The 13,533-nt window shown below is 43.6% G+C and carries 15 protein-coding genes; 5 read left to right on the top strand and 10 right to left on the bottom strand.

Translation table 11 applies throughout. The annotated features are described in order from the left end of the window. Positions 1 to 23 precede the first annotated feature (23 nt). The 8 genes from AC23P2_RS14830 to AC23P2_RS14795 all read right to left on the bottom strand — a co-directional run bounded on the left by AC23P2_RS14830 (position 24) and on the right by AC23P2_RS14795 (position 6,470). Positions 24 to 686: a thiamine diphosphokinase gene (locus AC23P2_RS14830; RefSeq protein ID WP_487773928.1), complete on the bottom strand. Its 663-nt coding sequence runs from the start codon at positions 684 to 686 to the stop codon at positions 24 to 26. Between the two features lie 2 nt (positions 687 to 688). Further along, the gene (locus tag AC23P2_RS14825; protein WP_487773927.1) at positions 689 to 1,792 is read right to left on the bottom strand and encodes a hypothetical protein; all 1,104 of its coding nucleotides are present in this window, start codon (positions 1,790 to 1,792) and stop codon (positions 689 to 691) included. Between the two features lie 69 nt (positions 1,793 to 1,861). After that, entirely contained in the window at positions 1,862 to 2,590 is a 729-nt protein-coding gene (locus tag AC23P2_RS14820) for a fatty acid desaturase (RefSeq protein ID WP_487773926.1), read from the bottom strand. A gap of 50 nt (positions 2,591 to 2,640) precedes the next feature. Further along, positions 2,641 to 3,753 (bottom strand): helix-turn-helix domain-containing protein, encoded by a 1,113-nt coding sequence (locus tag AC23P2_RS14815; protein ID WP_487773925.1) that lies wholly within the window; start codon positions 3,751 to 3,753, stop codon positions 2,641 to 2,643. 11 nt (positions 3,754 to 3,764) lie between these two features. Further along, positions 3,765 to 4,799 carry a serine hydrolase domain-containing protein gene (locus AC23P2_RS14810; RefSeq protein WP_487773924.1) on the bottom strand — a complete coding sequence of 345 codons (1,035 nt, stop codon included), beginning with the start codon at positions 4,797 to 4,799 and terminating at the stop codon, positions 3,765 to 3,767. Between the two features lie 68 nt (positions 4,800 to 4,867). Then, positions 4,868 to 5,545, bottom strand: a complete 678-nt coding sequence (locus tag AC23P2_RS14805; protein ID WP_487773923.1) for a GIN domain-containing protein — start codon at positions 5,543 to 5,545, stop codon at positions 4,868 to 4,870. Positions 5,546 to 5,582: 37 nt separating this feature from the next. After that, positions 5,583 to 6,104, bottom strand: coding sequence for a DoxX family protein (locus AC23P2_RS14800; RefSeq protein WP_487773922.1), 522 nt, complete (start codon positions 6,102 to 6,104; stop codon positions 5,583 to 5,585). A 15-nt stretch (positions 6,105 to 6,119) separates the two neighbouring features. Then, positions 6,120 to 6,470 (bottom strand): hypothetical protein, encoded by a 351-nt coding sequence (locus AC23P2_RS14795; RefSeq protein ID WP_487773921.1) that lies wholly within the window; start codon positions 6,468 to 6,470, stop codon positions 6,120 to 6,122. A gap of 175 nt (positions 6,471 to 6,645) precedes the next feature. Between AC23P2_RS14795 and AC23P2_RS14790 the strand changes: the two genes are divergently transcribed. Further along, entirely contained in the window at positions 6,646 to 6,978 is a 333-nt protein-coding gene (locus tag AC23P2_RS14790; protein WP_472489303.1) for a translation initiation factor, read from the top strand. A 68-nt stretch (positions 6,979 to 7,046) separates the two neighbouring features. Here AC23P2_RS14790 and AC23P2_RS14785 read toward each other — a convergent pair whose 3' ends face one another. Then, a complete protein-coding gene (locus AC23P2_RS14785) occupies positions 7,047 to 8,243 on the bottom strand; it encodes an ATP-binding protein (protein WP_487773920.1) in 1,197 nt (398 codons plus the stop codon). Between the two features lie 115 nt (positions 8,244 to 8,358). Continuing rightward, positions 8,359 to 9,777 carry a DUF5723 family protein gene (locus tag AC23P2_RS14780; RefSeq protein WP_487773919.1) on the bottom strand — a complete coding sequence of 473 codons (1,419 nt, stop codon included), beginning with the start codon at positions 9,775 to 9,777 and terminating at the stop codon, positions 8,359 to 8,361. Positions 9,778 to 9,914: 137 nt separating this feature from the next. Between AC23P2_RS14780 and AC23P2_RS14775 the strand changes: the two genes are divergently transcribed. The 4 genes from AC23P2_RS14775 (at position 9,915) to AC23P2_RS14760 (ending at position 13,493) form a co-directional block, all read left to right on the top strand. Then, positions 9,915 to 10,772: an Rpn family recombination-promoting nuclease/putative transposase gene (locus AC23P2_RS14775; protein WP_487773918.1), complete on the top strand. Its 858-nt coding sequence runs from the start codon at positions 9,915 to 9,917 to the stop codon at positions 10,770 to 10,772. Between the two features lie 24 nt (positions 10,773 to 10,796). After that, the gene (locus tag AC23P2_RS14770) at positions 10,797 to 11,762 is read left to right on the top strand and encodes a GSCFA domain-containing protein (RefSeq protein ID WP_487773917.1); all 966 of its coding nucleotides are present in this window, start codon (positions 10,797 to 10,799) and stop codon (positions 11,760 to 11,762) included. Positions 11,763 to 11,858: 96 nt separating this feature from the next. Further along, a complete protein-coding gene (locus AC23P2_RS14765) occupies positions 11,859 to 12,266 on the top strand; it encodes a hypothetical protein (RefSeq protein ID WP_487773916.1) in 408 nt (135 codons plus the stop codon). Between the two features lie 105 nt (positions 12,267 to 12,371). Then, entirely contained in the window at positions 12,372 to 13,493 is a 1,122-nt protein-coding gene (locus AC23P2_RS14760) for an efflux RND transporter periplasmic adaptor subunit (RefSeq protein ID WP_487773915.1), read from the top strand. The last annotated feature ends 40 nt before the right edge of the window (positions 13,494 to 13,533 follow it).

Raw genomic sequence — 13,533 nt, 5'->3', positions numbered from 1 at the left:
TAAACTCAAAACTCGGCACACCATTAATCCCAGCACTCCATAATCAATAAATCGCCCGATTGGGCCGAAATTTTCACAAATCCATCGGTGACCGATTCATTGCTGTTGCCACTTCGGTAGCCCAGCACAAGAGCGTCATTATGGAGATTATATTTTAGTCCTTCGGTCGTGATTCCTGTCACTGTACCCACAGGCACTAGCGAAATGGGGGTTTCGGCGGCATACCATTTTTCAAACGTCCCCACCAACGGAAAAATTTTGGAATAATCGTCGAGCATCACCACTTTGATTTGATTTTTGTACCGTACAATGTTGGTCATGTTGGTCAAGCTATGATCGGCACGGCGGCCCGTAGCCCACACGATATTCACCGCAGGAAAACCACGTTCTATCAAAAACTCAATACCTTTTTCAAGGTCTGTTTTGTCTTGGTCGGGCGTGTGAACAATTTCCAAGGGGTATTGTCGAGCGTGAATTTCCTCAAAATCAACATTTCGGTCAAAATCGCCCAAAAGCACATCCACTTTTATACCCAAATCAAGCACCCGATGAATGGCATGGTCGAGTACCACCACAAACGGCGACCATTCGAGCAATTGCCCCATCAATTCAAAGCTACACCCTTCGCCATTGGCAATCAGCAACGCGGGTTCTTGTTTTTCTCGGACAACGTGATGGGAAGACATGGTTAGTTTTTGGGAAAAGCATGGACGATTGAAAGCGCAAAGAAAACCACAAAATACCATTTGGTACGCTCAAACAACGATTTTTGTGAAGAAATCCACGCCAGAATCCCTAATGTAAGCAGCAACGAAGCGGGTACCAAGCGCCGAAAATACAGGCTTTCGAGCGAAGCATCAGTGAGATAAACACCAATTGTAAAAAACAAATAACCGATTGCCAGCCGAAAAAATAAACTTTTTGTCACCTTTTTTGTCATGCTGTAAGCACCTAATTCATTCTCCTTCGCCCACTTCCAAAACTCCCTCATTATCAACCCAATCATTAAGAATTGCACAAAGGCAGCGCTATAAATCAGCCACTTTGTAGCATCATATAAAACAACATTTTTCAAATCCCAATCACGCACGGCAAAAAACAGGAACTCCTCCCCCAACCCACGCAGCCCCCGCCAAAGTCTTAGGCCAAACGGTTCTTTTGGCCAAAAACCATGCCCACCCGTGAAAGTCTTGGTTTGGGAATAGTTAAAAAGCAGATAACCCGCTACAAAAAGTAAATAATACAAAGAAGCCCTAAACTTACGCTGAAACAATAACACAAACGCCAAAAAGACAGCAGCATACCGACTCAAAAACGCCCCGATTGCCCAAAAAGCACCTTTTTCTGAACCAATACCTTGCGTTGCAAAGCCTACGACAAAGAACAAAAAAACAGTTTCGGACCACGTATTGGCATACACTTGCACCAGCGAAGACGCTCCAAATGCCAACGAAACAAACCACGCTCTTTCTCGAAAACGACTGTATATCAACCAAAAACAACCCGCTAAGGCCAGCAAATTCACCCATTTTGACGCTATTTCTACTGAGAAACCCGTGAGCCATGCCACTCCCGCTATCGACGCCGCGTATCCCACAGGCCAAATCGCACAAAAGGTATCCTGTCCTTCAAAAAAAATGCGGTATCCTTTTCCATCAAGTAAACTTTGAGCGGCGTGGAGATAGTGATACGAGTCGGGGGTAAGAAAATAAGAAGCATCCGCACGGAGTTTGAGGCAAACTACTGCGCAAATGAGTAAAAATTGGAAGAATAAAGAAAGGCGATTCAGCATTTTTGTCACCCTGTAAGGGTCTATCGCCACCGATTTTAGACCCTTACAGGGTGACAAAGGTAACATTTTTTACCTCTCAGCTTTCTCCACACGCTCGCGTGCTTCGGGCAAACGCCACCAAGGTAAATACGGATACGCGTGGTGCTCGAAATGATACCCAAAAAAGTAGCAACTCAAAAACGCCCATAGGTGGTTTAGTTTCTGGCTACGGGCGTTGTGGGGCGGGTTTTCGTGCTCGCCACGGTGCGGTAAATACGTTCCAAAATAAAACAACTGAAAGGTACTCAACACGGCAGGAATCATCCAAAATGCAACCAAATTTTCCCACGGGAACCAGAGTTTCAAGACATTGTACGTGACCGCCATGAGGATGATCTGAACCACCGAAATGTACTCTTTGGCAAAGGCCAAAAACCACAGAAAAAAATTGGGGTGACCGTCGTGGTAATCGGGGTCGTCGTGAGTGGCTGCGTGGCGGTGGTGCAAATGATGCTTGGCCGAAAGTGTTTTGTAATTGTTGAACGCAAAAAGCGACGCACACACAAACCCAATCCAATAATTAAGTCGCTTATTTTCAGGCGCTACTACCCCGTGAATCGAGTCATGCGACGTAATAAACAAGCCCGTATATAAGTGCATTTGGAGCAATATAAAGACGTACACCAACGGGTCGGTGAGGTGCAACGGGTAATGTAATAAAAACGCTAAGCTAACAAACCACATTCCCAGTACAACGAAGGCAATCCAAAGTCCTCTGGTACCGATGGAGGTGGGTTTGATGGTAGGTAATGCAGGCATACGTTTTAAAAGGTATTTTTTGTACAACACCGTGCCTGGCGCTTTTGTTTCTATTCAAACTCCTTCGGTGCTTTTCCCGTAAATTTCTTGAAAGCACGGTTGAAAGTTGATTTGGAATTGAAACCACACTCTAATGCTATTCCCAACAAAGACAAATGCGCGTTATCAGGGTTTTTAAGTTGGCGTTTTACCTCTTCTACGCGGTAATAGTTCACAAAATCATTGAAGTTTTTTCCAAAATTCTGATTGATAGCCGCCGACAAAATCGACGTATTGGTTTTCAGTTTTTGGGCAACCTCGCTGAGCGATAAATCTGGCTGTAGGTACAATCGTTGTTCTTCAAATAAAGCTTCAATTTTAGGCTTCCAAGAAACATAATTGAGTGGCAATACTTCTGTAGTTTTGACTACTTCTACCGCACCCTCAACGTGGGCTGGGGTGTACGATAAACGGGCAGGCTGAGCCTGCGAATACCCCATGATACCCACATAACAAATGATGGCCACCGTAAACAAATGCCACCACCAATCTTGTTCAAAAGGCAAATTATTGAGGGCAACATCGGCGATTTGCCAAGCCAGTTTAAACACCTCTCCCGCGATAATCAGGTAAATAAAATTGCGCAGCCAAACAAAGCTAACCGTTTCAGTATCTGAAAATTGCGTTTCTACCCAACGGCGGTATTCTCGGTACAAAAGCAACGACTGGTAAAAATAGTAGATGTAAGACCCCCAAATAGCTAGACGTTCTACCCAACCCAGCCAGTACGACAACGCTGAACTATGGAAGGTTTTGACCATTTGCGGCCCTTGAACAAACACAACGATGTTGACCAAAAAATAAATGGCATACAGCAAATAATGCCACAAATGGCGCGCTTTGAAGCGAAATTCGCGGTTAATCTGCGCTTTTAGGTAGAAGTAAATCGTGGGAGCAAAAGCAAGGTGAAAATAGCGCGGAAATCCATCGTATTTTTCCCAAAGGATGTTGATGCCCGAAAACCCAAAGGTATAATCCTGAATTTCCATGGCTAAAAAAAACATCACTAAACCCAACAATTTGTCAGAAAGTCGCTCTTCCCGCCAGCCGCGCCAACCAAGTAAAATCGCAAAAAGCAAGGCAAAAAAATACCCAAACTGGAGGGGAGTTTGATAAATAGACATGGCTCAAGGTGTTATTTCCCCAAAGAAGCTTCTACAAGTTCGGTTCTTAGGTCGGAGAGTTTGGTCGCGTCTGTATTGCTGAAAATGATAAACGTTCGGTTGTCGTTGATGAGGTGTAACCACGACGTATTGCTCCCCGAAATACTCCCCTGGCGGTCGGCGCATTGGATTTTTTTACCCCCAAACGTATTATCGCTTACCCAAAAACCATAGGCTACATACCACAATTTGGGATACGCAGTGAGCATCAATTTGACCGTCGAAGGCGCTAACAATTGGCCTTTAAAAAGGGCTTGGTCAAAGGTAAGAAGGTCTTCGGCGGTCGAAAACATAGCCCCCGACGCGTAGAAATTTTCAATCCAGTACGGGTCATCGTTGGCGAATTGCTGACGAGAAGCATCATACAAGTAACTATTAGCCAAGCCTTTGACAATTTTAGCATTGGACAACAAACCAGTGTTTGACAAACCTACTTTGTCCAAAATTTTCTCTTGTAGTACTTGCTCAAAAGGCTTGTGAGTAACGGCTTCAACGATTTTTCCCAACAGGATGTAATCTGCATTTTTATAGCTAAACTGAGTACCTGGTTCCGCCACAAGTTTCCCCGAACAGTATTTTCGTACGATGCTGTCCAACGGATAGTGAAGCGCGTACATCGCTTCATTGTTTTGGTCGAGGTTCTCAATTCCCGAACTATACGTAAGCAGCTGATGCAAAGCCACTTTACTCTTTGCTTCCCCTTGGTAATCAGGCAAATAATCAGCTATTTTATCAGTAAGTTTGAGTTTTCCCTCTTCCATCAATTGCAAAATAAGTACCGCCGTAAAGGTCTTTGTAATCGAACAAATCCGAAACTTCGTTTGCGGCGTCATCGGAATGCTCTCTTGTCGGTTGGCTACCCCTACCCCTTTCAAGTATTCAATTTTACCTTGATTAGCGACCAACACGACCCCGTTGAACGTGTCGTAGTGTTTTAGGATGGCATCGTAATTTTGGGAAAAGACTGAAAAAGAGATAAAAAGTAGGCTGCTAAGTAGGTATTTCATAAAGAACAGTTGTATTGAGGGGAGTATATACGTCTTAACTATTAACCGCTAATTAAGTTTTGAAATGGTTACATTTTTCTGACTTCTCCGTTGCCCATAATCCCTGAAATAGGATCAATTTTCCCTGGGCCAAACTGCATCACGCTGTTGTTGCCCGAACCGTGCGCGGTAAGCGATATTTGGGTATTTACTTGCACATTACCATTGCCGTAGCTTTTTACTTTGGCCATTTTTGCTACCAATTTCTGGGCTTTCACTTCACCATTGCCATTCTTTTTAATATCCAAGTCATCAATCATTCCTTGAAGAACCGCATTGCCATTGCCTTCGTTTTCCAATCGAAAATAACGACCGATGATGCCTGTCACAGACAACGAACTGTTGCCTCGGTGGCGAATAACCGACGCCTCAGGCATCGTTATCTTGACCTTGATGCGGGTATCTTCGACGTAAAGTTTGTTGTTCTTATTCCCTTTCAAACCAATCGTCAACTCGTACTCCTTTTCTTCTATACTTGTGTAAAGTAAAGGCTCTAAATTTTCATCAATGTCTATTTTCACCGAAAAAGGCTTCCCGATTTCCACCTCTATGTTTCCGTCGAGGTCTTCAAAATTGATTTTGTCAAAATCACGAAAGCTGATTGTTTTGGTAATGACTTTTCCAGTACCGCGAAGTGGCCCACGTTGGGCTTGTGTGTACCCAGAGATAGTCGTCAGAATAGCAATGATTATTATTAACTTTTTCATGGCAATTTTAAAGTTTAAAGTTCTACAAATAAGACTGTTATGATTTTATTTTTTGAGAAATGAAATGGTCTAACCCAATTCTTCCCGACCCCATCACGATGGCGTACAACGAAATCCAAAGAAAGCCCATAGCGGGTAGCATTTCCCATACTTCTCCTCCCCATTTTTGGAAGAAAATAGCGACCAACATCGTACAAGCCACCATAAAACCTGCCAAACGTGTCCCCAAACCTAGCACCAAAAGCGCCCCACCAAAGGTTTCGGCCAATACAGCGGCCCACGCAAAAAAAGTAGGGAACAAAGCGAATACTCCGCCAAATTTAGATACGTCTTCTACAAACCAATCGGGCGTAGGAAACTTACTGCCGCCAAAATTGACCATCAGAAAGTAACAGCCTACGATGCGTGGAATCGCCAATAATACATCTGAATACCAAGTGGAGGTATAAACGGGCGTAATGATCTTAGAAAGGGCTTTTTTCATGGCTATAAGTGAGTTTTGAGTAAGTGAATAATTGGAGAAATCGATGAGTGCGGTGGTTGACAATTGCTTTTTCATATAAGTAAGTAGTGATTATTTTTTATAGCCCATTGATAATCCTGTATCTCCTTTTACCAAAAGCTCGACGGTTGCTTGGTCATTGGCTTTATTTTCAATGCGCAAGGCGGTATTTTTATCCACGCTTACCTTCACAGTTTCATTCGGCTTTACAATCACTTGCGAATGTCGCCCGCCACCGACGGGTGCTTCCCAAAGTTCTAAGTCTTCGGTAGAGGCATTTTTTAGCTTGACCGAAAACTTGCCGTGCTCATTGTTTCCCAATATAAAGCTGTCTTGGGCTTTGATGTAGGTAGTAGAACGGAGCGATGTACACGAAGTACTAATGACTGCTAGCGTGATAAGTGAGGCGAGGACTCTTTTCATGATGATAAGAAAGTTTGGCCAACCGCTTCGTTGCGATTGATGATGCAAAGTTGCAGTCATCCATCACGCCCCACGCTCCAAAACATGATTTGGCACGTCTCAAATGATGATTTGATACGTAATCCTTGAAAAAACGCCCAAAAAGCTGCTATTTCGGGGCAAAAAGAAGAAAATCATGGCAAAAAATAACCGTGGCGGCATCGTCTATTCCACCGATCCTAGCTTTCAATTTGACGATTCGGACGAAGAACAAGAGACTCCTACCCCTCAACAACAAGACCTAAAAGTATGGCTCGAACGCAAAGGGGGCGGAAAAGTAGTGACGGCCATCAAAGGATGGACGGGCAAAACGGGCGACATGGAAGCCTTGGCCAAACAACTCAAAAACCTCTGCGGCACGGGCGGTACGGCCAAAGACCGCGAAATTTTGATTCAAGGAGATTTTCGGGACAAGATTTTGACCTGGCTGTTGGCCAAAGGCTACAAAGCTAAAAAAGCGGGTGGGTAAAAAGCAAAAACCGAATCATTTTGAATCGAACTCTTATATCGGCTACGTCGTGCTATTGTTGAGGGGGTTTAATATAACAACCCAAAAATCCATAAAGGAATTTTATTCCCAAAACCTATTTCAATATCATCGGCAGCTATGTAGGCATCCGCAATGTTGGCAATTTGTCGCTGGGTTTTATTTGCACCTCCTACCTCGATAGTATAGCGTCTATCCAGCCGAAAATCGCCTTGCTCGGTATATTCAACACGGTGTTTAGGCTGCGTTTGGCTCAGTAAAAAACTTGCTCGTAGCGTACCTTTGTCAGGACGGGTTTCTGTGAGTGCATATTGCAAATTAGGGTGACTCAAATAGACTTTTTCTGGTTTTTGGAGACGCGTAATCCCAAAACTATCGCGATGTAATAGAGACAATATTCCTAACTCTTCCAAATAATGTAGGTAGTCAACGACGGAGCTACGAGTAGTTTGTAGCATATCGCCGAGTTTAGAAATATTTGGTTTGAAAGGAACACTTTCGGCCAGTACAACCAATAATTGCTTGAGCTTATCTACGCTAGCATAGCTAATGCCGTAGGCAGCAGGAAGGTCAAGCTCAAGGCTAAGGCGGATTGTCTCAGAAAGTTTTTGGCTATATATATCTTCATTTTCAAGAAAATAGGGATAATACCCATACTCTAAGTACTTAGACCAATAGACAAATGGTTTGAAATTTTCGGTCAACTCTACCGCTATTGTCGTGTGGTTATTTAATAAGTCTTCTAATGAAATAGGAGCAAAATAAGCCACTTTTTGAATTTGAAGAAACTCTCGAAAAGATAGCCCATGCAAGGTGTACATTACTGCTCGGCGACTGAGGTCTCCCCGACTGCGTTCGAGGTGAATGATAGAAGAACCCGTAAAAACAATCCTTAATTCGGCAAAATCGTCGTATAAATTTTTGATTTCCTGCGACCATTTGGGGTAGCGGTGTACTTCATCAAGCATAAGCAATTGGCCACCTTTTCGGACAAAATCAGCGCCTAAATCGTATAAGCGATGATTGCTAAAATATAGATCATCCAAGCTGACATACAACGATTTAGTCAGATCGAGTTTCGCTTCTTTGAGGTATTGCAGTAAGAGGGTGGTTTTTCCCACTCCCCTTGCTCCTTTAATCCCAATAAGACGATTACGCGCCCATTCAATTTCGTGGATAGCATCTCGTACAAAATCGGTACGAGTACGCTGAAGCTTGGGAAGGTATTTCGCAAACAATTGCTCCATTTCTGTATTTTCTAAAATACAAAAATAACAAAAAAGTGTATTTTTCAAAATACACTTTTGAGGAATATAACGTACTGATTGTAAATCTCAACTATGAGAAATGGTCGGGTAGCGGCTATTTGTCTTTTTTGTCGTTGAGCCCCCAAAGCTGAATCCCAAAATAAGCCAACGAGCCTCGGGGCTGTACGGCTTTACTCGCCAATGCCCCAAAATTGCTAAATCCAATGTAGGCAGGGCCGAAGCGTACCGAAAAACCAATAGTCGGTTTGTCGTTTCCTTCCCACCAAGTAACAGGAAGGGTAAACTCAACATCTTCCCCTTCAAAACGAGGGGTTAGTGAAAACACCTGCGGCTGGCCCAAATGAGCAGGTAACGTACCCACATTGGTAGGTTTTATCCACGTAGCATTGATAAAAAACGCCTTCGCCAACTGTACATCGGCATCTATGTTGAGCGTACGTGGCAAAGTGGTCGTGTAAGCATAGTCCGTTGGTTTTGCCGTTCCCAGAATGGTTTCTAGCCCTTTTACCGAATTATTTCCTATATCAATCAGTTGGTTTTGAGTAATCGACAACTTATTCACCGAACCGCTGTACTGTTTTCCTCCCGCTGCGTACGTAAGCTTCCCCGCATCCGTCAATGCCACCCCGATTCTGGCAATGTAATTGGCCTGATTTTCGGCGTGCTGACGAATACGTCCTATTTCGATGGTCGCCCCCAAATCAACAGCCGCTCCCGAACCATAGTCTGACGAAAACAAACTACCCAAACTAAACGCCTGAACGGGTTGGGTATAGCCATATTCATAGCTTACATTAGCCAAGTCCATTACGTATTCGTCGGCATTGAGGGGTTTTACTTGGTAATTGGCGTTTTTGATAGTCAAATAAACGTTCCGCGCCCCCGACAGTCGTTTTAATGTGGCTCCTACTTTCACCCGAATCAGTCCATCCAACCGCAAGGGCATCGCCGCCACTGTGAGACCCGTTTCAAAAAACGAGTGTTGATTCATGGTAAAATTGGTAAAACTCCCCGTCGAAGCCGAGGTAAGGCCGTCGTCGAGGCGGTATTTGTAAGCATCAAAAAGGGCTGGAGGTACGCCCGAGCCTTGTACAAACCCGCGTAGGCGCGTCTGAAAGCCCACGACTAGCCAATTGTTTTTCCCCACACCCACGTAGCCCGACGGCGTTCGCAGTTCTGCCAATACATTTACGTTATCGCCTTGCGTGAGCGTCCCCGTTAGCTTCGATTTTCCGTACATATCCGATTCGGCGTAGGCATTCCGAAAGGGATGAAACAAGGCATCGCTCCGAAAATACTTGAAATAGCGGTTGTTGACAGTGGTATTGAAGGATAACAAATTGATGTGATAACGGTAGCGCGTTCCCGCAATCGCCGACGGATTGAACGTAGCGCGATTGATACCCGCATAATTGCTACTGTGCTGTCCTATAAACTCTTGGGCCTGGAGCGCAGATGCGCTCATCAACGCAAAAAAGCCTGCCAAAGTCAAAATAGAGCGGAGTTGTTTCATAAATAGGGAGGGGTAAGCCATCAAATATATCCCCAAAATTCGTCAAAAATTTGGTAGATTAGCCATTTGTCGATGGAAAAGAGCACAGTTAAGACTCATTTCGACTTCTTTGACTAATTTTGAAAAAAATATCTCCTATGAACAACCGAAATTTAATACGATTCGATTGGGCAATTAAGCGATTGTTAAGAAATAAAGCCGATTTTTCGGTCTTAGAAGGTTTTTTATCCGAGCTACTTCGCGACGACATTCTGATACAAACGATTTTAGAAAGTGAAAGCAATCAACGTTATGAATCTGATAAGTTTAATCGGGTTGATATGTTGGTTAAAAATGCAAAAGGAGAATTAGTCATCATTGAAATTCAGAATCAAAACGAATACGATTATTTCCATCGAATGGCCTACGGTACTTCAAAGGTGATTACTGATTATATTTCAGTGGGAGAACCGTATAGAAATATTAAGAAAGTATATGCCATCAACATCGTCTATTTTGATTTGGGGCAAGGCGATGATTATGTTTACCACGGAAAAACCGATTTTTATGGAATTCATACCTCAGGGAAATTAAGACTTTCTGATAAACAAGTTGAGATTTTAGGCAAATCTGAGCCTTTTCAAATTTTCCCCGAGTATTATGTGTTAAAAGTGAATCAATTTAACGACGTCGCCAAAGATTCGTTGGATCAATGGATTTATTATTTCAAAAACAATGAAATCAAAGATGAATTCAACGCCAAAGGAATAGCTAAAGCCAAAGAACTTTGGCGAGTGGATAACCTTAACGAAGAAGAGCTGCTCAATTATCATCATCATATTGAAAACCTACGCTACCAAGCTAGTATGGCTTGGACATTGCAAGTGGATGCTGAAGAGCGTGCAAAAAAGGCCAAAGCAATGGAAATTGCCAAAGGCATGAAACAAGAAGATTTAGATTTATCTTTAATCATGAAACTGACGGGATTAACCCAAGAAGAAATCAATCTTCTTTAGTCTAAAAAATGCAACTCTCCCTCCATGCACTTCCGAACCGAGCTGACCGTCCCCGAAAGTCCTAAAAAAATAACCCTTCAAACCCAGACCTTAACACTAGGCTCATGCTTTGCGGAAGTCATTGGTTCAAAGCTCGTTGAGAATAAAATCCCGACCCTTTCTAATCCGTTTGGAACGCTATTTAATCCGTTATCTATCACCAAACTACTGCATCACGCGCTTGATGAAATACTGCCCGACGAACGTCTGTACGTTGAGCATCAAGGCGTTTGGTTTCACTACGATTTTCATTCCTCGTTATGGGGAACGTCAAAAGAAGCACTGCGGGAGCGGCTTGTTACTACATTAGCTGCCGTCAAGCATTGGCTTTCTCGCACCGAGGTGCTGATTATCACTTTGGGTACAGCCTTTGTGTATCGTCATCTCAAAAGTGGCCAGTTGGTAGCCAATTGCCATAAAACACCCAATTCCGCTTTTCAACGAGAGCTCCTCCGCTCGGAGCAAATTGTAGCAGCATTTGAAAATGTATTGGCGAAGCTCCCCTCGTCTCTTCACGTCATTTTTACGGTTAGCCCCGTACGCCATACCCGCGATACGCTGCCACTCAACGCCGTCAGCAAATCGCTGCTGCGCGTGGCTTGTCACGAGCTATCGGAACAAGGCCATGCTTACTTTCCTGCCTACGAATTATTACTCGACGATCTCCGCGATTATCGCTTCTACAAACCTGACCTTATTCACCCCAACGAACAAGCCGAAGACTATATTTTCGAGCGGTTTGCTAACGCTTTTTTTACCAAAGAGTTACAAAAATTTATCCAAGAATGGCAAAAAATTCGGCAAGCACTCGGGCATCGTCCGCTGTACCCCAATACCGCTAGTCATCGTCAATTTTTAAAAAATTTACTTCAAAAACTGCAAAAAATCGCCAGTGATATTGATGTAACCGTTGAAATAGCCACGGTATCCGAGCAACTTGCTTCTTTATAAAAAAGGGATTCTGCTCGACAAATCCACTCCAAACGCCGTTTTTTAACAAACATACTGTGGATAAAATGGGTTTTAGTGGTATATTTGCCATAGAGCATGAAATCAGCAAGTATCACATACATACTTAAACAAATCGTTTGTTGGGCCTTACTCCTACAAATGATGCACGTGTGTATTGCCCCTGTGCCTCCAATAATTTTGGAAAAAACGGCCACGCTTTACCGTGACAACACCTGTCATCAACGTCCCCAAAACTTTCTCTCCTTGCTTACTGTTGCGTTGGTTAATTCCATCGCCAGCCACACAGATGCTCCTTCTAGTGAAAAAGGGAGTGAAAGTTCTTTTCTTGAAGATTTCAGCATTGGCCTTATTTGGCCGCCGTTTGACGTAGAATTTTTATCCATCCAACTCACCGATGAGTTGGACGCCAATTTCGACCATTATTTAGCCCTTCTTGAAACGCGAGAAATTGAACCCATTTCTCCGCCTCCAAACTTCAGCTAACTTCCTTTAATAGGGCCTCATTTTGAGCGCTCTGAGGACTTGGTTTTCCAAGTCTTTCGCTCCGCGTTTTCCATTACTGTATAATTCAACACAACCATTATTTCTATGAGAGTACCATTAATCGTCACTTCAGTGATTGGGCTGTTCGTTTCGGCTTGCTCAACCGCTGATTCTAACCAAACCACCACCCAAGAGAAGTACCCTGTTATTCAACCCATTACGATCGACACCGTCTATCATACAGACTACGTTTCGGACATCAACTCCGTTAAAAACGTTGAAATTCGCGCTCGGGTCAAGGGCTATATTGAAAGCATTCACGTGGATGAAGGTAAAACGGTAAGAAAAGGGCAGGTGCTCTTTCGTATCAGTAATCAAGAGTACAAAGGGGATTTATTGCGCGCGACGGCGGTCTTAAAAAGTGCCATCGCCGAGGCTAAAACTGCCGAACTTGACCTACTAAACGTCAAGAAATTGGTGGATAAAAACGTCGTGTCCAAAACCGAATACGACATGGCCAAAGCCAAACTCGATGCCCTCAATGCCCGCATCGAAGAAGCAGAATCGCAAGAGCAAAGCGCCAAACTCAAGTTGTCTTTTTCGGAAATCAAAGCGCCATTTGATGGTATTATCAACCGTATTCCTAATAAAATCGGGAGTTTGATTGACGAAGGAACGCTTTTGACTACCATCTCTGATAACCAAGAGGTGTATGCCTACTTTAACGTTTCGGAAAAAGAATACCTCGAATTTGCGGCCAATAATAAGCAAACTGACCATCGAACCCAGGTTGAATTGATTCTGGCCAACAGCGAAGAGCACCCGCACAAAGGCTACGTCGAAACCATTGAAGGTGAGTTTGATAACGCCACGGGTAGCATTGCATTCCGTGCCCGTTTTCCTAACCCAGAGCGAATCCTCAAACATGGCTCTAGCGGTAAGGTACGGGTATTGCGTAAAGTAAAAGATGCGCTCGTCATTCCTCAAAAATCAACCTTTGAAATTCAAGATAAAATCTACGTCTATGTAGTGGACAACCAAAACAAAGTCCAAATGCGCAGTTTCGTACCTAAACTCCGAATGCCACACTTGTACGTATTGGAATCGGGGATTAGTCCGAACGACAAAATCATTTATGAAGGGTTACAAGACATGCGCGTCGGCATGACTATAAAACCTGAAATGAAGTCGTTCGCAAGCATTCGTTCGCAATTGACGCAGCAATAGTCTTGCTGTAAAACCCATTGTTCCACACAAATACGTATCA

The organism is Runella sp. R0.1_18 (assembly GCF_057652155.1).
The sequence above is the reverse complement of the archived record's forward strand: the minus strand, read 5'-3'. Positions and strand labels throughout refer to the sequence as shown.